At 70.9% G+C, this 18,186-nt stretch carries 11 protein-coding genes and 1 tRNA gene; 8 read left to right on the forward strand and 4 right to left on the reverse strand.

Features of this window, described 5'->3' with window-relative positions; translation table 11 throughout:
* Positions 1-230 precede the first annotated feature (230 nt).
* Genes E5F05_RS21960 through topA form a run of 3 tightly spaced genes read right to left on the reverse strand, consistent with a single transcriptional unit; the run spans position 231 to position 7,341 of the window.
* On the reverse strand, positions 231-4,034 hold the full coding sequence (locus E5F05_RS21960; protein ID WP_129120061.1) for an HD domain-containing phosphohydrolase: 3,804 nt from the start codon (positions 4,032-4,034) through the stop codon (positions 231-233).
* Positions 4,035-4,091: 57 nt separating this feature from the next.
* Positions 4,092-4,418: a hypothetical protein gene (locus E5F05_RS18235; RefSeq protein ID WP_129120062.1), complete on the reverse strand. Its 327-nt coding sequence runs from the start codon at positions 4,416-4,418 to the stop codon at positions 4,092-4,094.
* A 4-nt stretch (positions 4,419-4,422) separates the two neighbouring features.
* Entirely contained in the window at positions 4,423-7,341 is a 2,919-nt protein-coding gene (gene topA / locus E5F05_RS18240) for a type I DNA topoisomerase (RefSeq protein WP_129120063.1), read from the reverse strand.
* Positions 7,342-7,478: 137 nt separating this feature from the next.
* Here topA and E5F05_RS18245 point away from each other — a divergent pair, with 137 nt between their 5' ends.
* The gene (locus E5F05_RS18245) at positions 7,479-8,051 is read left to right on the forward strand and encodes a YdcF family protein (RefSeq protein WP_129120064.1); all 573 of its coding nucleotides are present in this window, start codon (positions 7,479-7,481) and stop codon (positions 8,049-8,051) included.
* A gap of 159 nt (positions 8,052-8,210) precedes the next feature.
* Here the strand turns inward: E5F05_RS18245 and murJ are convergent, their stop codons facing one another.
* Positions 8,211-9,683, reverse strand: coding sequence for a murein biosynthesis integral membrane protein MurJ (murJ, locus tag E5F05_RS18250; protein WP_241687232.1), 1,473 nt, complete (start codon positions 9,681-9,683; stop codon positions 8,211-8,213).
* A gap of 265 nt (positions 9,684-9,948) precedes the next feature.
* Between murJ and E5F05_RS18255 the strand changes: the two genes are divergently transcribed.
* From E5F05_RS18255 to E5F05_RS18285, 7 genes are all read left to right on the forward strand, one after another.
* Positions 9,949-10,038, forward strand: a tRNA-Ser gene (locus E5F05_RS18255).
* A 119-nt stretch (positions 10,039-10,157) separates the two neighbouring features.
* On the forward strand, positions 10,158-11,084 hold the full coding sequence (locus E5F05_RS18260; protein ID WP_206733034.1) for an aminoglycoside phosphotransferase family protein: 927 nt from the start codon (positions 10,158-10,160) through the stop codon (positions 11,082-11,084).
* A 228-nt stretch (positions 11,085-11,312) separates the two neighbouring features.
* Positions 11,313-13,022, forward strand: a complete 1,710-nt coding sequence (hflX, locus tag E5F05_RS18265; RefSeq protein WP_171029514.1) for a GTPase HflX — start codon at positions 11,313-11,315, stop codon at positions 13,020-13,022.
* Positions 13,023-13,086: 64 nt separating this feature from the next.
* Positions 13,087-14,022 carry an endonuclease/exonuclease/phosphatase family protein gene (locus tag E5F05_RS18270; RefSeq protein WP_129120066.1) on the forward strand — a complete coding sequence of 312 codons (936 nt, stop codon included), beginning with the start codon at positions 13,087-13,089 and terminating at the stop codon, positions 14,020-14,022.
* 259 nt (positions 14,023-14,281) lie between these two features.
* Entirely contained in the window at positions 14,282-16,453 is a 2,172-nt protein-coding gene (locus E5F05_RS18275) for a family 1 glycosylhydrolase (protein ID WP_129120067.1), read from the forward strand.
* 52 nt (positions 16,454-16,505) lie between these two features.
* Positions 16,506-17,450: a diacylglycerol/lipid kinase family protein gene (locus E5F05_RS18280; protein ID WP_129120068.1), complete on the forward strand. Its 945-nt coding sequence runs from the start codon at positions 16,506-16,508 to the stop codon at positions 17,448-17,450.
* On the forward strand, positions 17,447-18,184 hold the full coding sequence (locus E5F05_RS18285; RefSeq protein WP_129120069.1) for a PHP-associated domain-containing protein: 738 nt from the start codon (positions 17,447-17,449) through the stop codon (positions 18,182-18,184). Before E5F05_RS18280 ends, E5F05_RS18285 begins: the two co-directional genes overlap by 4 nt.
* Positions 18,185-18,186 lie beyond the last annotated feature (2 nt).

Below are 18,186 nucleotides of genomic sequence, written 5' to 3' on the forward strand. Positions count from 1 at the left end.
GGGCGTCACTCAGGACTGACGCGCCCCTATGGCGGGGAAGGGCGAGGGAGTTGAGAAAACGTGGTGCTGGGACGTTCTGCCCGTTCACCCCCTCTGCTTCGCAGCTTTGCAAGTCCCAGCCTCTCGCGGTGCGAGCTGTACCAGTCCCCCCTCAAGGGGGAGGAGAAAAAACAGCGTCCCACACGCTTTCTTCTTCCCAATCGCGGAAGTCCTAAGCTGAACGCTGCCCCTCACTCCTCCTCCTCCTCCGCCAGTTCCGGCCAGCGTTCCAGAATCAGCGCCGTGAAGGCCTCCACGACCCGGGGATCGAAGTGGGTGCCGCTCTCGGCGCGGATATGGGCCAGCGCCCTTGCCGGGGTCCAGGCGGGACGGTAGGGGCGGTCGTTGGTCAGGGCGTCCCACACGTCCACCACGGCGAAGAGCCGGGCGGGCAGGGGAATGGCCTCGCCGCGCAGCCCCCGGGGGTAGCCGCTGCCGTCCCATTTCTCGTGGTGCCCGTGGGGGATGTCCAGGGCGGGGCGCAGGAACTGGATGGGCGACAGCAGTTCCAGGGCGAGCTGCGGGTGACGCTTCATCACCGCCCACTCCTGCGCGTCGAGCGGACCGGGCTTGTGCAGGATGGCGTCGGGAATCCCCATCTTGCCGATATCGTGCAGCAGCGCCCCGCGCCGGAGGTGGAGCATGTCCTCGGGGGGCAGGCCGAACGCCTGGGCCAACTGCACGGTCAGGTCGGTGACGCGGCGGGTGTGGCCCTCGGTTTCCTTGTCGCGCAGGTCGAGCGCCCGGGACCAGCCCTCCAGCGTCTCGTCGTAGGCGCGGGCGAGAAAGGCACTCTGGCGTTGCAGATCGCGGTACAGCCGGGCACTCTCGCTGGCGATGGCGGCCTGGTCCGCCAGGACCCGCAGGAACACGTGGGTCTGCGGGTCGGGTTCTTCCCCCTGCCAGGCGTACTCCAGCACACCCAGCACCTCCCCCTTCGCGCTGAGCGGCAACGCCTGGTAGCCCGCCGCCCCCATCCGGCGCGGCCACGTCCCCGGCCCCGTCAGGGTAGAGGTCTGCACGTCCGCGATTCGCAGCGGATGACCTTCCCGCACCACCTGCGCCGCTGGCCCCTCGCCGCCGCCATCCGGGGCAGCGGAAAGGGGACCGTCCAGACCCCGCGTGGCGACGTACTCCAGCTCGGAGGGCTGGGGCCCGCACAGGCCGACGGTGACGGCGCTCACTCCCGGCTGCGCGGCGGCGATGGCCGCGACACGGTCCATCACCTGACCGAGGTCGGGCGCGGTGCTGATCACCGTGTCGAGGTCGTGCAGGGCTTCGAGGCGGGCGAGGCGCTGGCGGGTGTCCTGAAAGAGCCGGGCATTGTGCAGCGCGGTGCCGAAGTGGTGCACGAGGGTGGACAGCACGTGCAGCCGCTGCGGGGTGTACACGCCCGGCACCCGGCTGAGCAGCAGCAGCAGGTTGGGCCGGTCGTGCACTTCCCGGTTCGGCAGTGGCACGGGAATCACGGCGGCACTCCGGATGTCCTGGGCCTGCGCGTCGGCCCACCACTCCCGGTGGCTGTCCGGGTGCAGCACCGCCGGGCCGTCCAGCGACAGGGCGGCCAGCGTGGGGTGGGGGCCGGGCCACTCCGGGCCGAGGTCGGGCAGCGGCTGGGGCCGCGTGGACAGGGGAAGCAGGCGGCCTTCCGGGGTGAGGGCGGCCACCCAGGCACAGGCCGCGTCGAAATGTTCGGTGGCCGCGTCCACCAGCGCGTCAGCCAGCGCCGCCTCGTCGAGGAGCTGGGCGAAGCGCTGCGCGGTGAGGTTCAGGACGGTCAGGTCGCGCACCCGCGCGGCGTTCTCGGCCCGCAGGTCAGCGTTCAGAAAGGCCAGCGCGGCCTGTTCCGCGATCCCCATCAGGAGTTCCTGGTCCTCGGGCGTGAAGGGCAGCGGATCGAGCAGCCCGACATACAGACCGGCCAGGAAGTTCCCGTCGCGCCCCATGCTGATGCAGAGCGCCTGGCGGTACCCCAGCCGGGCCAGCACCGGCACATCCTCCGGATGGGTTTCCGACAGCAGGACCGCCCGCGTGCCGATCCCCAGCTCGCCGGAGCGGACCTGCGGGGGAAGCAGCGGAGGACGGTTTCGCACGTCCGGCAAAGCCGCGCCCGGATGCTCCTCGAAGCCCACCCGCGCCGCCCGGTACCACTCGCCCCGCTGCGGATCGTGCCGGATGATGCTGACGCACCCGCGTCCCAGCGCCACGCGGGTGCCCTGCGCGACCACCTCCGCGACCTGTTCGGGGCCCAGCGGGCGGTTGAGCTGCGCCGCCAGATCGGCCAGCACGCTGGCGCGGCGGGCTTCCCGGCGGGCGGCCTCGTACAGGCGGCTGTTGTGCAGCGCGGCGCGCACGTAGCCCATAAAGAGCCGCACCGTCTCGGCCCGCTCAGCGGTGAAGGTGCCGGGCAGGGCGCTCGTCAGGACCAGGAGGCCCAGCAGTTTCCCTTCCAGCAGGATGGGGTGCAGCAGCATACTGCGGACCCAGCGCCGCTGCGGATGGTCCACCCAGGCGGGGGAGGTGCTGACATCTTCCACCACGCAGGGCACGCCGCGCAGCACAGTGGGCGCCAGCCCCGGGAATTCGCTGAGGGCACTCATCTGCGGCATAGCCCGCGCCTGTGCCGGGGCGTCCGGCCCGTACTGGCGCAACAGGACATGCAGCGTGTCCCCGTCCGGGCCAAGCAGCATGACGCTGGCGGCATCGAAGGGCACGATGCGCCCCACGCTGTCCACCAGGCGGGCCAGCACCTCGTGCCGGTCGAGGGTGGCGGTCACCGCCGCGGCGGCGTCCAGCAGCGCGGCTTGCAGGCGCCGGGCCTCGCGCTCCTGCGCCTCGGCGCGCACCTGCCCGGTCACGTCCTGGGCGGTGCCGTATAGCAGGGCAGGCTGGCCGTCCGGACCGAACTCGGCGCGGCCCCGCACCTCGATGACGCGCTCCTCGCCGTCCGCCCGCAGGAGACGGTGTCGCAGGGACAGCCTCGCCCCGCCCCAGTCCCCCACCAGGGCCGCCTGCACCGCGCCCCAGTCCTCGGGATGGGTGTGCGCCAGCCACGTCGCGGTATCGGGCAGCCCCACCGACAACCCCAGCAGGTGAAAGATGCCCTCCGACCAGACCAGCGTGCCGCGCCGCAGGTCAAAGCGCCAGGACCCCAGCCGCGCGAGGGCCTGCGCCTCGCTTAGCAACCTCTCGCGGTCCGCCAGGGCCTGGTGCAGCCGGAGGGTCTCCCCCACGTCGCGCAGCACCCCGAAGGCCACCCGTGCCCCGGCCAGGTGGGTGGGCGGCTGCACGCTGAGCAGCACCGGGCGCACCACCATTTCCGGTTCCCCGGTGGACGGGTGCCCGGCGCCGCGCAGCTCGGCCAGCCGCTCCAGTGGGGCCGCAGGATCCGGGTCTTGCAGGTAGCTCTCGACCGCACAGGCACTCTGCGCGTCGAGGTGGGCCAGCAGCCCCGGCAGCGTGGTCGGGGCGGTGCCCAGCCACTTCGCGAGGACCGGGCTGACCTGGAGGGCAGGCAGGCTGGAGGCCGCCTGGGTCCAGGTGAAGGTGGCGGTTTCGGTCGCCAGACCCGGCAACCCGGCGCCGGGCGGCCGCACGGTCAAGGGAGCAGGCGCAGGCAGGGGCGCGTCCCCCTCCGGAAGCAGCCGCAGCGCCACGCCCAGGTGACTGGGCTGCCCAGCGGGGGTGCGGCGGACGACCTGCCACTCCGCCTCCACCTGCACGGTCCCGCTGAGGGACCGGCTGGCGCAAGGCCCCAGGCGAAAGCTCATCCGCCGGACCTGCGCGTCGCCCACCCGCACCGCCCGGGCCAGCTCGCGTTTCAGGCTGCGCCGGTCCTCGGGCTGGGCCAGGTGCAGCCAGCTCTCCAGCGGCACCGGCTGCCCGGGCGTCCAGCCCACCCACAGCCAGTCGCCCGACAGCGGATACATGGTGCCGCTTGCGAGATCAAGCAGGGCCACGTGAACATCGGGGGTGGGGAACGCGGTGGGCAGCATCAGGCTTCACCCCGAGTCTGACAACCCAGCTCTTACAGTTCTCTACACACGCCCAGCTCACATTCCCGGGCTGTCCGGAACGAGCAGCAGCGCCGTATCCGCCTTGACCGGCAGGGCTTCCCACGGCACCTCCGGCGTCACGCGGTAGCCCTCGGCCGCGCGCAGGCGCACGAACTCGCCGTGCGGCAGGTCCAGCAGCGCCTCGCCCGTCAGGCAGGTCAGCCAGCCGGAGACGGCGGGGCCGCTGGCCTTGCCCTTCAGCGCCAGCACCCGCAGCAGCCCGCCCGGCAGCGCCACCCACTCGCCCGGCGTCCCTGCCGCCAGCCGCGCGAGGTGGAGTGCCCGGGGCGGTTCGGGGTGATTGAGCCGGGGGCGGTTCGGCACGCTCCTACGCTCCCCGCGCCGCCTGGTTCAGTTTCTTGCTGGCCTGAAGCGCCATGCCCTTCGCCTTCTTCACGTCCAGCCCCAGCGCGGGCGCCACGTCCTCCACCTTGCGGCCCTGCTCGCGGGTGGCGGTCACCAGCGCGCGTTCCGGCTCGCTCAGGACGCCCAGGTGCGGCTTGAGGTCGGCCCAGGTGAAGGTGGGTTTCGCGGTCGTCTTCGGCGCGGCCGGGGTGGCCGCCTTGCGGGGGGCGGCGGCCTTTTGGGCCATGCCGGTTTTCGTGGCGGTCTTTTTGGGGGCGGCCTTCGTGCCCGCCTTCGCTCCGGCACGGGCTGGCTTCGCCGCCTTCTTCTGCCCGGCCTTCTGCTGTCCCGCTTTTTTCTGGGGCGCCTTGCCGCGTTCTTCCAGAATCTCCAGGGCGCGTTCGGCGGTCAGGTTCGCCTCGTCCTCGCCCTTGCGGAGGGTCGCATTGCGTTCGCCGTCGGTCAGATAAGGCCCGTAGCGGCCCGACTTCAGCAGGATGGGGGCACGGCCCTCGTACTCGAAGGTCTTCAGGGGTGCGGCGGCCGTCCCCCTGGCCCGGAACCGCGGCTGCATGAAGAGCGCCTCGGCCTCCGGCAGCGACACTGTGAAGAGTTGCTCGTGCGTGGCGAGGCTGCGCGAGTCGTTCCCGCGCTTCAGGTAGGGGCCGAACTTGCCGTTCTGCGCCCAGATTTCCTCGCCCTCCGACACCCCCACCAGGCGCGGGAGGCTCAGCAGGCGCAGCGCCCGCTCCAGCGTAATCGTGTTCAGATCGTCGCCGGGAAACAGGCTGGCGGAGCGGATGGGCGGATTGCCCTCGCCCAGCGTGACGTAAGGGCCGTAGCGTCCGGCGCGGGCCACCACGGGCTGCCCGCTGGCCTCGTCGGTGCCGATCACGCGGTCCCCGGTGGGGCGGCTCATCAGCTCCTCGGCCTTCTCAAAGGTCAGTTCGTCCGGCGCGAGGTCGTCGGGGAGATTGGCCTTTTGTTCGCCGCGCTGCATGTACGGGCCGTAGCGGCCCACCCGGACCTCGATGCCGCTGCCTTCCAGCCTGGGCACAGCGATGGTGGCGATGCCGCGCGCGTCGATCTCACCCATCTTGGAGTCGATCAGGGGCCGCAGGGCCATCCCCTCGCCGCCCTCGCCCAGGTAGAAGCGGCGCAGGTACGGCACGCGATGTTCCCGCCCACCCGCGATGTCGTCCAGGTCCTCTTCCATCTTCGCGGTGAAGTCGTAGTCCACCAGCCGCCCGAAGTGGTGTTCGAGCAGCGCCGAGGTGGCGAAGGCGGTCCAGGTGGGCACGAGCGCCTGCCCCTTCTTGACCGCGTAGCCCCGGTCCTGAATGGTGCCCAGGATGCTCGCGTAGGTGGAGGGGCGGCCGATTCCGGCGGCCTCCAGCGCCTGCACCAGGCTGGCCTCGGTGTAGCGGGCGGGCGGCTGCGTCTCGTGGCCTTCGGGTTTCACGCCCTCGGCGGTCACGCGCTGGCCTTCCTTCAGCGGCGGCAACGGCGTCTCGCGATCTTCGAGGGCGGCGGTGGGGTCGTCGCTACCTTCCACGTAGGCGCGCAGGAAGCCGGGGAAGTCGATGGTGCGGCCAGAGGCACTCAGGCCCACGACTTCACCTGTCACCGCCGTTCCCGCCAGGCGCACCCGCAGGCTGCGGCCCCGCGCGTCGGCCATCTGGCAGGCCACCGTGCGTTTCCAGATCAGGTCGTAGAGGCGCCACTCGTCGCCGGAGAGTTCGCTGCGGAGGGAATCGGGCGTGCGGAAGCTGCTCCCGGCGGGACGGATGGCCTCGTGCGCCTCCTGGGCGTTCTTGGCCTTTTTCGCGTACACGCGCGGCTGCGGGCTGAGGTAGGCCTCGCCGTACATCGCCTTCACCTGGGTGCGGGCTGCGTTCACCGCCTCACCCGAGAGGTTGGTGGAGTCGGTCCGCATATAGGTGATGTACCCCTGCTCGTAGAGCCGCTGCGCCGCGCGCATGGTGCGGGTGGCAGCAAAGCCCAGCTTGCGGCTCCCCTCCTGCTGGAGCGTGGAGGTGATGAAGGGCGGGTAGGGCCGCTGCGTGAAAGGCTTTTCCTCGGCGCTGGTGACGGTGAGGGGCTGTCCTTTCAGACCTTCCGCCAGGGCAAGCGCCGCCGCCTCGTCCAGCAGGCGCACCTCGGCCCCCTTCTTCAGCTTGCCCGTCAGGGGGTCGAAGTCCTTGCCGGTCGCCAGCCGCTGCCCGGCCACGTCGGTGAGGCGGGCGGGGAAGGTCGCGCCTTCCGCCGTCGCCGCCGTCACCAGCAGATCCCACCACGTCCCACTCACGAAACGCATCCGCTCGCGCTCGCGCTCGACCAGCATCCGGGTCGCCACCGACTGCACGCGGCCCGCGCTGAGCTTCGGGGCCACCTTCTTCCACAGCACCGGGCTGACCTCGTAGCCGTAGAGGCGGTCCAGGGCGCGGCGGGCCTCCTGCGCCTCTACCAGATTGGTGTCGATGGCGCGGGGATGTTCGATGGCCTGCTGAATGGCTTCCCGGGTGATCTCGTGGAAGACCATCCGCTTGACCGGCACCCTGGGCCTCAGTTCCTGATAGAGGTGCCAGGCGATGCTCTCGCCCTCGCGGTCGTCGTCGGTGGCGAGGATGATCTCGTCGGCCTCGGCGGCCAGCTTGCGGAGGCGGGCGACGTGCTGGCGTTTTTCGGGGGACACGACGTACAGGGGCCGGAAGTCGTCCTCGATGTCCAGGCCGAGGCGTGCCCAGGCCTTGCCCTTGTACTTCTCGGGGATGTCGGCGGCACTCCTGGGCAGGTCGCGAATGTGCCCGATGGAGGACTCCACCGCGTACCCCTTCCCGAGGTACTTCTCGATGGTTCTGGCCTTGGCGGGCGACTCGACGATCACGAGGGTTCTGGACATAAATAAGGACACTCCCGGCGGGAATTGACCGTGAGGGTAGCATGGCCCCCCACGCCGTCAAGGGGAGCCTGATTACCAGCGTACCCGGCCCCCACATGAGCGGAGGGGCCCTTTTCTTCATGCTACGCTCGCGCCACATGCGCGCCCGAGGCTCCACCGTCACGCTGCTGCCGCTGCTCACGCTGGCCGCCCTGCTCCTCGGGTTCCTGCTGCTGCCCCCTTCCCGCGCGCCGCGTGCCGAGCGCCCCCATCCGGTGCTGGTGGTGCTGGGCGCCGCGCAGTACGCCGGACACCCCAGCCCCGCCTTCCAGCGCCGCCTGGACCACGCCCTCGCGCTCTACCATGCAGGCGGCGTGCGGACCATCGTGGTCACGGGAGGCAGACGACCCGGTGACCCCCACAGCGAGGGCGAGGTCGGCGTGACCTACCTGACCCGCCGGGGCATTCCCCGCACGGCCCTGATCGCCGAGACGCGCAGCCGCACCACCGCCGAGAACCTGCGGAACGCCCGCCGCCTCCTGCTCCCCGGCACACCTATCACCCTCGTCACCGACGAGGCCCACACCCCCCGCGCCCTGGCCCTCGCCCGCGCCCTGGGCCTCAGCGCGAACGCCAGCGCCAGCCCCCTCGGTCCCCACCCGGACCGCCGGTATCTGCTGCGGGAGAAGCTGGCTTTGGTGGCGTATGCGCTGCTGGGGGTGAGAGGGTAGGGATTAGGCGTTAGTGGGCTGAAGCAGTGGCTCTGAGCTATGGGCTTTGAGCTACGAATAAGAAAAAGAGGGCGTAGAGGAGGCTTTTTGCTCCTCCCCCTTGCGGGAGAGGCTGGGACTTGTCTGCGGAGCAGAGGGGGGTGGCAAGCGCCGCTTGCCCTACCGCCTCAGCCGCCGCAGCACCCCCGCCACCTCGGGCATCCGCAGGGCGAGCGCGCCCACCAGATACGTGCCCAGGCCCACGCTTCCAGCAACGGCAAGGCCGATCATCCCGGGCACGATGAAGCCGGGAGCGGGCATCAGGTGCGAAACCAGCCACGCCAGGACGCCTGCCCCCGCCGCCAGCGGCACGACGCGGGCCAGGTGCGCGAGGACGGCCCGGACCGGAAAGCCCAGCTTGAGGTGATACATGCCGATCAGCGCCGCCGACATCAGGACGCCGCTCACGGTGGTGCTCAGGCCGAAGCCGATCAGCCCCAGCCGGGGCACCAGCAGGCGGTAGAGCATCACTTCCAGCACGAAGCCAGCCGCACTGACCAGCACGGCGGCGCGGGTGCGTTCACGGGCGTAGAAGGTCCGCAGCAGGATGGTCACGACCGCCCAGGGCACCAGGGCCAGCGCCCAGCCGGTCAGGATGCCCGCGCCCGCCTCAAAGCGCGGCACGTCGAAGCCGGGGCGCAGGTTGAAGAGGCTGACGGCGTAGGGGGCGAGGGCCACCAACAGCGCGCTCATCGGCGCGGCCAGAAAGGTGGTGGTGCGGATGGCCTGCACAGTGAGCGCACGAAACTCTGTCCAGTTCTTCTCGGCGGCATATTGCGAGAAGCGCGGAAAGAGGGCGAGCGCGGGCGAGACGACGAAGAGGCCGTTCACCATCGTAAAGAGGGCTTCGGCATTGCTGTACCCGGCCTGGGTTCCCTGATGAAACAGTTGCCCGTTGCTCAGCAGGCGCGTGACGTAGACGTTCAGAATCTGCCGCGCCCCCGCCGTCAGCGTGAAGGGGGCCATCTGCCGCAGCACCCGCCCCAGCGCCGGGTGCCGCATCAGCGCGGGCGTGGGCAGCAGGCCAAAGCGCCGCAGGGCGGGCAGTTGCACCAGCAGTTGCGCCACACCGCCCACCAGCCACCCGAACGCGAGCCAGGTGGCGGTGTCGGGCAGGAGCAGCAGCGCGGCAATGGCGGCGAGGTTAAAGGCCACCGGCGCGAAGCTGCTCTCGCGGAAATGCTCGTCGGCATTCAGCAGACCCATCGCCACCGACGCGAGGCTGATCAGCATCAGGAACGGCATCACCAGTTGCGTCATGTAGATCGCCAGTGCCCGGTCCACGTTCGGTGTGCCCGCCAGCAGCAGGTCCACGATCCACGGCGCGGCCAGGATGCCCACCGCCATCAGCAGCAGGTTCACCGCGATCAGCACTCCGCTGAAGGCCGAGGCGAGCTGCCTGCGCCCCGCCTCGTCCAGCGACTTGTATACCGGAATGAACGAGTTGACGAGCGCCCCTTCCGCCAGCAGCTCACGCAGCAGGTTGGGGATACGCACCGCCACCAGAAAGGCGTCCAGCAGCGTGTTGCCGAACAGATTCATGATCTGCTGGCGCACGATGCCCGACAGCCGCGACCCCAGCGTGCCCGCCATCACGATCAGCGTGTTGGCCCGCAGCGACTTCCTGGGGGCAGGGGCAGGCGAGGCGGGGCCGTTGGGTGACAGGCCAGGATCGGGCGCGGCGGGCGGGACGGTCACGCGCCCAACTGTAATGCAGCGGCCCGGGGGGAAAGGTCAGTCAGCCGGGACCGCTTTCGGGGCGCCCGGGAAGCAGCGACCTGGACCCCTCCCCAACGCCTCCTCCCCTGTGCTATATTTCCCGGTGCCCAACCGGCCAGAGCCGGAAGCAGCCACGCGCGGAGAGGTGCCAGAGTGGTTGAATGGGTCGGTCTCGAAAACCGAAGTAGTCGCAAGGCTACCGTGGGTTCGAATCCCACCCTCTTCGCCAGAAAGCCGCCCCTGACTTCATGGTCGGGGGCGACGCTTTCTGGAGCGGCCCGACCTGCCGATCCAGTAGGCCCTTTCACCGATGCGGCCCTGCCTTCTTCTCCCCTACCCTCGGAAGCGATGCCCGAACATCCTGATCCCGCGCCGCCTCGGAAGATGCACGAGGACGAGGTGGAGACGGACGCCGCGCTGGTGCGCCGTCTGCTGGCCGCGCAATTCCCGCAGTGGGCCGAGCTGCCGCTGCACGTCTTTGCCTCGGCGGGTAGCGACAACTCGATCTACCGCTTGGGCGACGACCTGGCGGTGCGGCTGCCCCGCCGCATCGGGAAGGCGGGGCAGGGGGAAAAGGAGCTGACGTGGCTGCCGAGGCTGGCTCCACATCTGCCGCTGGCAGTGCCCGCGCCCCTGGCCGTGGGCCAGCCGGGGGAGGGCTACCCGCTGAGCTGGGGCGTGTACCGCTGGCTGCCGGGGGAACCAGCCTTCTGGGAGAACCTGGACGACCTGCCGGGGGCGGCGCGCGACCTGGCGGGCTTTATCCGGGCGTTGCAGCGGCTCGACCCTACCGGCGCGCCGTTGGCCGGGCCGCACACCGGCGAGCGCGGCTCCCCGCTGCTCAGCCGCGACGACTTCACGCGGGAGAACATCGCCCGCCTGCCCCCCGATCTGGATCAGGCGGCCCTCACGGAGGCGTGGGAGGCGGCGCTGCGGGCGCCAGTCTGGTCGGGTGCGCCCGTCTGGATTCACGGGGACCTGAAGTCGGACAACCTGCTGGCCGAAGGCGGGCGCCTGAGCGCCGTGATCGACTTCGGCGCGCTGCGAGCAGGCGACCCGGCCTGTGAGCTGGCGGTGGCCTGGAACTGGCTGGACGCCGGGGCGCGGCGGGCCTTTCGAGAGGCTGTCGCCTGCGACGAGGCCACCTGGGTCAGGGGACGAGGCTGGGCACTGTCGATCTCCGCCGCCGAGATTCCCTACTACCTGCACACCAACCCCGCAATGGTGGCGCGCTCACGCTACGCGCTGGGGCAAGTGCTGGGCGAACCGACATAGGCCACCCGGCGGATGCCCCGCCCCGGCCTCCATGTCACCCTGACCCCACCATGCTGAAGAACCTCAAGTAAAGGCACACCTTCTCCGCAGCTCCCCCGCCGTACCCTGGGGTGATGCCGGAACGTGCTCCCAACCGCCGCGCGGAGAAAGTCCGGGCGGCCCGGGATGCCTTTCCCTACCAGCGACAAGCCACGAGCCATAAGAAGGAAGTGAATCACCATAGATAAAGTGCATGGCAACACGTCGGGCCTGCGCCCGGCCCAAATGAAAGCCCTCGGCCACCTGTACCGCCGCCGCATCGAGCCGGGTCGGGTCGGGTCGCCCGAACTTGCGCGCAACCTCGCGGAACTCTCGAACGACATCCGCCGGGAGATCAGCGTGCTCATCGACCGCCGGGGCCGCGTGATCAGCGTCTCGGTGGCCGACGCGAAGGGGGCGGAGCTGCCCGACCTGCGTCTGGGCGAGCACCGTCTGGCGGGCTTCCACCTGCTGCACACCCACCCGCGCGGCGGGGCCCTGAGCAAGAGTGACCTCTCCACGCTGTTCCTGAAGCGGCTCGACGCCGTCAGCGCCATCGAGGTGCGGGACGAGGGACAGCCCGGCCTGGTCCACACCGCGCACCTCACGCCGCCCGGCACCGTCGGGGAGGAAGAGGACTGGCGCATCCTGCCGCCGGTGCCCTCCTTCCAGATCGACGACTTCGACCTGGGCGCGCAGGTGTCGGCGCTGGAGGAAGAAATCGCCCGTGCCGCCCGCACCCGCCAGGCGCAAAAGGACCGCGAGCGCGCGATTCTCGTCCAGATCGACCAGGGCGAGTTCGACGCCGAGGAGCGGCTGGAGGAGTTGGCTGAACTGGCGCGGACGGCGGGCGCGGAGGTGGTCCACAAGGAACTGGTCTACCGCCGCAACCTCAAGCCAGGCACGCTGGTGGGGGCGGGCAAGCTGGAGGAACTCACCAGCCGGGCGTACCACCTGGACGCCGACCTCTTGATTTTCGGCCAGGAACTCGGCCCGGCGCAGGCGCGCGAGATCGAGGCGGCGACGGGCCTCAAGGTGCTGGACCGCACCCAACTCATTCTGGACATCTTCGCGCTGCACGCGCAGGGCGTGGAATCGCGGCTTCAGGTCGAGCTGGCGCAACTGCGCTACATGAAGCCCCGGCTGCTCGGCGCGGGCGCGGCCCTGTCGCGCATCGGCGGCAGCGCGGGCAGTGCGGCGGGCGGCGCCATCGGCACGCGCGGCCCCGGTGAAACGAAGCTGGAGCTGGATCGCCGCCGCATCAACGACCGCCTCTCCTTCCTCGAAAAGCAGCTCGAAGACGTGGCGGTGCGCCGCGAGGAACGCCGCAAGGGCCGCGCACGCAACGATGTGCCGGTCATCTCCATCGTCGGCTACACCAACGCGGGCAAGTCCACGCTGCTGAACGCCTTTACCCACGCCGCCGAGGAACCCCGCCGCGTGCTGGCCGAGAACAAACTCTTCGCCACCCTGCGCCCCACCAGCCGCCAGGGTTTCATCGAGGGCATCGGCCCGGTCATCTTTACCGACACGGTGGGCTTTATCCGCGACCTGCCCAGGGACCTCGCGCGGGCTTTCCGCGCCACGCTGGAGGAAATCGGGGACGCGGACGTGCTGCTGCATGTGGTGGACGTGGCGAGTCCGGGGGCCGACCAGCGCCTGGACGCGGTGAACCGCATTCTGGACGATCTCGGCTTCCGCGAGTTGCCGACCGTCATCGCGCTCAACAAGGCCGACGCCGCCGACCCCGACACGCTGGAACGCGAGGTGGAACGCACCGGGGGCATTCCGGTCAGCGCCCTCAGGAACCTGGGCCTGGCGGACCTCAAGGAAGCTCTGGCCGACGCCGTCGCGGGCGTGCAGCGGCAGGAACTCGCGCAGCGGGAAGAGGCGCGGGAGCGGGCGGCGGAGTACCGCTGAGGCCGGAGCATTCCCCTCTTTCGACCGATGACGCCTCTCACTTCCGGGTGGGAGGCTTTTTTTCATGTTCCGTTCGCGCCTCGCCTGGCTGTACCTGCTGATAGTCGCGCTGATCTGGCTGCTGGGCGAGTGCATCGGGGAGCGAACGGGGCCGACGCTGCTCCTCGCCTACGCGCCCGCCGGGCTGTGGCTGCTGCCTGCGCCATTTGTGCTGGCGTGGACGCTGTGGCGGCGGCGAGGCGCGGCCGTGGCGCTGGTGGGCCTGCTGCTGGCCGCCTCCGGCGCGGGCCTGCTCCACTGGCGACCGCAACAGGACGGGACGCTGCGGGTCGTGACGCTCAACGTGGCGCGGGGGACTCAGGGGACGCCGGAGCGGCTGGCGGCGGCCCTGCGGAGGGCGGACGCGGACCTGCTGCTCCTTCAGGAGACGAACTTCGTGCGGCCCGGGTTCCGGGGGGAACTGCTGGCGCGCTTGCCCGGTTACATCGTCCGGGCCGGTGGCGAAGTCCTGACCCTCTCGCGTCTGCCGGTCGAGGACGCCCGCACCTATGCCGTGCCGGGAAGCAGACGGACCTTTCTGGAAACGCGGGTGCGCTGGCGGGGGCAGGCGGTGCGGGTGGTGAACGCGCACCTGGGAACGGTGCTGGTGTCCAGCGCGCTGAAGGGCGACTTTGCCAGGGTCAGGCAGACACGGGACGTGCGGAGCGAGCAGGTGAAGCTGCTGGCGGGCCTCGCGGAGCGGGAGCCGGGGCCGCTGCTGCTGGGCGGCGACCTGAACACGCCGCCGCGGGGCCTGGCCTACCGGCGACTCCGGCAAGCCTTCGGCCCGGATGCCTTCGACCTGGCGGGACGCGGCCCCGGCTGGACCTTTCCGGGCCTCTTCCTGCGGATCGACCACGTGATGACCAGGGAGCTGACACCCACGCGGGCACGGGTGCTGGCAGGCGCCGGAAGTGACCACCGTCCGCTGCTGGTGGAGTTCGCCCCGGAGCGAAGATGAGAACCCGGGCCACGTTCCCTGGTCCGCTTCGAGAGAAGAAGGAGAAAGACATTAAGTTTTTCACGGCCTTTTCTACGCCTCCTGGCCCGCCTGTCACCGGAGAATGCCCAACAGGTTTCTGAACCGCCAGCGGTCAGGGACACTTTGGGGATGGTCCTTGCTCCTGGCAGTCTTGCCGCGTTCAGGTTCCTGAGGCCGGAAGGCGGGGAGAAAGGCGGCCCTTCTTCCGCCCGTCCCCGGGGGACCGGAGGTGGTGTGAATGGAGAATCTGGAATTGTGGGTGGGCGTCGAGCCGACGGTCAGCCGCGTGGGGGATGAAACCCTTGACCAACTGGCCTTGAGTGGTTTCGACCGCCGACCGGAGGACCTGGATCGCCTGGCCGAGCTGGGCGCGGCAGCGATGCGCTTTCCGCTGCTGTGGGAACGCACCGCGCCGGAGGGGCTGGACCGGGCCGACTGGAGCTGGGCCGACGCCCGCCTGGCCCGCCTCACCCAGCATGGGGTGAAGCCTATCCTGGGGCTGGTGCATCACGGGGGCGGCCCACGGCATACCCATCTGCTTGACCCCAGCTTCGTGGACGGCCTCAAGGCGTATGCCCGAGCGGTCGCGGAGCGTTACCCGCACGTCAGCGCCTACACGCCGGTCAACGAGCCGCTCACCACCGCCCGCTTCTCGGCGCTGTACGGGCACTGGTATCCCCACGCGCGGGACGAGAAGAGCTTCTGGAAGGCGCTGATGCACCAGCTCCGCGCGACCGTGCTGGCGATGGAGGAAATCCGCCGGGTGAACCCGGAGGCGGCGCTGATCCAGACCGAGGACCTGGGGCACAGCTCCAGCACGCCCCGCCTGAAGGGACAGGCCGACTTCGAGAACGAGCGGCGCTGGCTGAGTCTGGACCTGCTGCTGGGCCGGGTGGACGAGGCGCATTCCATGTGGGATCACCTGCGCTGGGCCGGGGCCAGCGAGCAGGAGGTGCTGTGGTTTGCCGAGCATCCCTGCCCGCCGGATGTGCTGGGCCTGAACGTGTACGTGACCAGCGAGCGGTTCCTCGACGAGCGGCTGCATCATTACCCGCCCCACACCCACGGCAGCAACGGACGCGAACAGTACGCGGACGTGGAGGCGGTGCGGGTGCGGGGCGAGGGCATCGGCGGGGTGGGCGCGCGGTTGCGCGAAGCCCACGCCCGCTACGGGCGGCCGCTCGCCATCACCGAGGTGCACCTGGGCTGCACGCGCGAGGAGCAGCTCCGCTGGCTGCACGCGGCCTGGCAGGACGCGGAGCAGGTGCGGCAGGAAGGCGCCGACGTGCGGGCCGTGACCGCCTGGGCCGCGCTGGGCGCCTTCGAGTGGAACAGCCTGCTGACCCGCCGCAGCGGCCATTACGAGAGCGGCCTGTGGGACGTGCGGGCGCCCGAGCCGCGCCCCACCGCGCTGGCGCGGCTCGCCCGCGAACTGGGGACCGGCCAGCCCCCCAGCCACCCGGTTCTCACCGGGCCGGGCTGGTGGCGGCGCGAGGATCGCCTGATCTTTCCCGCCTTTGGGCCGGTGCGGGGCGCGGGCCGGGCCGGGCGCCCGCTGCTGATCACCGGCGCGACCGGCACGCTGGGCCGCGCCCTGGCCCGCGCCTGTGAGCAGCGGGGCCTGCCCTACCACCTCCTCTCCCGCCAGGACCTCGATATCGCCGATCCCCGCTCGGCGGCGGCGGCGCTGGGGACCTACCGCCCCTGGGCCGTCGTGAACGCGGCGGGCTACGTGCGCGTGGACGACGCCGAGCAGGACCCCCGCAACGACCGCGAGAACGCCACCGGGCCGCGTGTGCTGGCCCACGCCTGCGCCGATCAGGGCGTGCGGCTGCTGACCTTCTCGTCCGATCTGGTGTTCGACGGGCGCAAGGGCACGCCCTATGTCGAATCGGACCGCCCCAGCCCCCTGGGCGCCTACGGGCGCAGCAAACAGGCGGCCGAGGAGCACGTTCTGGAGGCGTTGCCGGAGGCCCTGGTCATCCGGACCAGCGCCTTTTTCGGGCCCTGGGACCCCCACAACTTCGCGGCGTGGGTGCGGCGGGAGCTGCGGGCCGGGCAACCGGTGCGGGCGGCCTGTGACCAGGTGGTGTCGCCCACCTCCGTCCCCGACCTCACGCACGCCGCGCTGGACCTGCTGATTGACGGGGAAGGCGGCCTGTGGCACCTGGCAAACGCCGGGGCCGTGAGCTGGGCGGAGTTCGCGCGCCTGGTGGCCGGGATGACGGGTCTGGACGCCGAGCTGGTGGAGGCGGTGCCCACCTCCGCGCTGGGCCTGAGCGCCGCGCGGCCCCCCTTCAGCGCCCTCACGAGTGAACGCGGCTGGCTCATGCCGGATCTGGAAGACGCCCTGCACCGCTGGCACGCCCACACCGAGGACGAGGAGCAGGAACGGCTGGCCGCCGACTGATCTCCCCCGTGTCGGGGAGACGCCACAACCCAGAAAGGGTTACATTTCTCCCATGACCCTCGACGCCCAGCCCGCTCCCCCGCTGTCCGGCGCAGCCGTGACCGACGCCACCCTGATCTTCAACAGCAACGCGGGCGGCAGCGGGCGCGCCAGCCCCGACCGGCTGGTGGAGGCGCTGTATCAGCAGGGCTACCGGCCGGTGTACCGCGCCACCGATGACGAGGCGGACCTCGCGGCGGCGCTGCAAGAGGCGCGGGGCACGGTCTTCGTGGCGGGCGGGGACGGCACGGTGCGGGCGGTGGCCCTGCGCCTCGCGGGGCGGCCAGGCCTGCGCCTGGGCATCCTCCCGATGGGGACCGCGAACAACGTCGGGCGGACGCTGGGGGTCGCGGGGGACCCGCTGGACGTGATCGCCAGCTACGCGGGGGCCGGGACCGTGCCCCTCGACCTGGGCCGCGTCTGGGCCCCCTGGGGCGAGGACCTCTTTCTGGAGGCTTGCGGCTGCGGCGCCTTCGCGGAGGTGCTGGCCGAGTACGACCCGGAAGGGGGCAAGAGTCCGCTGCGGGCGGTGGGCGCGTTGACCTCCACACTGGGCAAGTTCGACCCCCTCCCGCTGGCCCTCACCCTGGACGGGCAGCCGCAGCCGGAAGTGCCCTACGCGCTGGTGGAGGTGATGAACACCCGGGCGACCGGCCCCCGGCTGAAGCTTGCCACGACCGCCGACCCCACCGACGGCCAGCTCAACGTGATCCGGGTGGACGCGGGGGGCCGCGAGGGGCTGCTCGCCTACCTGGCGGCCCTGGCGCGGGACAGCTTCGAGGAACTGTCCAGCGTGGAGAATGTTCCCGTTCGCCGCATCGAGATTCCCTACGTGGGACAGGCCTTCCACGTGGACGGCGAGGTGCGGCCCGCGCAGCCCGGTGTCCGTGGCGTGGTCCGGGTGGAGGTCTGGCCGGGCGCCCTGTCCGTGCTGGTCCCGCGCCAGCAGGAGGGATGAAGGTGACCGCACTCCCCAACAACCTCGTGTTCCGGGACGGCGTCCAGGTGATGCGGATAGACCTGCACACCCACACCGAGGTCAGCCACGACTGCCAGACCCGCCTGCGCGACATTCCCGCCTGGCTGCTCCGCACCAATACGCGCGTCATCGCCGTCACCGACCACGACCAGCAGCGCGGCGGCCCCGAACTCGCGCGCCTCGTGGCCGACCTGGGACTGGACGACCGCCTCAGCATCATCCCCGGCGAGGAGGTCACCACCTCGGAGGGCGAACTGATCGGCCTCTTTCTCAGGGAACGCATCCCGCCGGGGCTCACGCCCGAGGACACCGCCCGCGAGATCAAGGCGCAGGGCGGCCTGGTGATGCTCCAGCACGGCTTCGACCCCCTCAAGCGTTACCGCCTGCGGCCCGAGGCGACCCTGCGCATCGCGGACCAGATCGACATCGTCGAAACCTTCAACTCGCGGCTGTCGCGCCACCACTGGAACCGCGTGGCCGCCGAATGGGCGCGGGAACGGAACCTGCCCGTCTGCGCCGGGAGCGACGCCCACACCCTTCAGGACATTGGCGAGGCGTGGGTGGAAACCCCCTTCCGGCTAATTCGGACGCCCGAGCAGTTGATCGCCGCGCTGCGGGAAGGCGTGGTCGGCGGGCACTGGACCCATCCGGTGTACGCCTACGGCCTCAAGCAGTGGCGGAATCTGAACGGGTGGTTCCGGCGGGAGGGCTGACC

Origin of the sequence: Deinococcus metallilatus (genome assembly GCF_004758605.1) — a bacterium.
In the GTDB taxonomy this organism is placed as follows: Bacteria; Deinococcota; Deinococci; order Deinococcales; family Deinococcaceae; genus Deinococcus; species Deinococcus metallilatus.

Coding starts and splice junctions, on each gene's coding strand:
- topA (WP_129120063.1), bottom strand. CDS start 7,341: ATGTCCAGAACCCTCGTGATCGTCGAGTCGCCCGCCAAGGCCAGAACC.
- E5F05_RS21960 (WP_129120061.1), bottom strand. CDS start 4,034: ATGCTGCCCACCGCGTTCCCCACCCCCGATGTTCACGTGGCCCTGCTT.
- E5F05_RS18260 (WP_206733034.1), top strand. CDS start 10,158: ATGCCCGAACATCCTGATCCCGCGCCGCCTCGGAAGATGCACGAGGAC.
- E5F05_RS18270 (WP_129120066.1), top strand. CDS start 13,087: ATGTTCCGTTCGCGCCTCGCCTGGCTGTACCTGCTGATAGTCGCGCTG.
- murJ (WP_241687232.1), bottom strand. CDS start 9,683: ATGGCGGGCACGCTGGGGTCGCGGCTGTCGGGCATCGTGCGCCAGCAG.
- E5F05_RS18280 (WP_129120068.1), top strand. CDS start 16,506: ATGACCCTCGACGCCCAGCCCGCTCCCCCGCTGTCCGGCGCAGCCGTG.
- E5F05_RS18275 (WP_129120067.1), top strand. CDS start 14,282: ATGGAGAATCTGGAATTGTGGGTGGGCGTCGAGCCGACGGTCAGCCGC.
- E5F05_RS18285 (WP_129120069.1), top strand. CDS start 17,447: ATGAAGGTGACCGCACTCCCCAACAACCTCGTGTTCCGGGACGGCGTC.
- E5F05_RS18245 (WP_129120064.1), top strand. CDS start 7,479: ATGCGCGCCCGAGGCTCCACCGTCACGCTGCTGCCGCTGCTCACGCTG.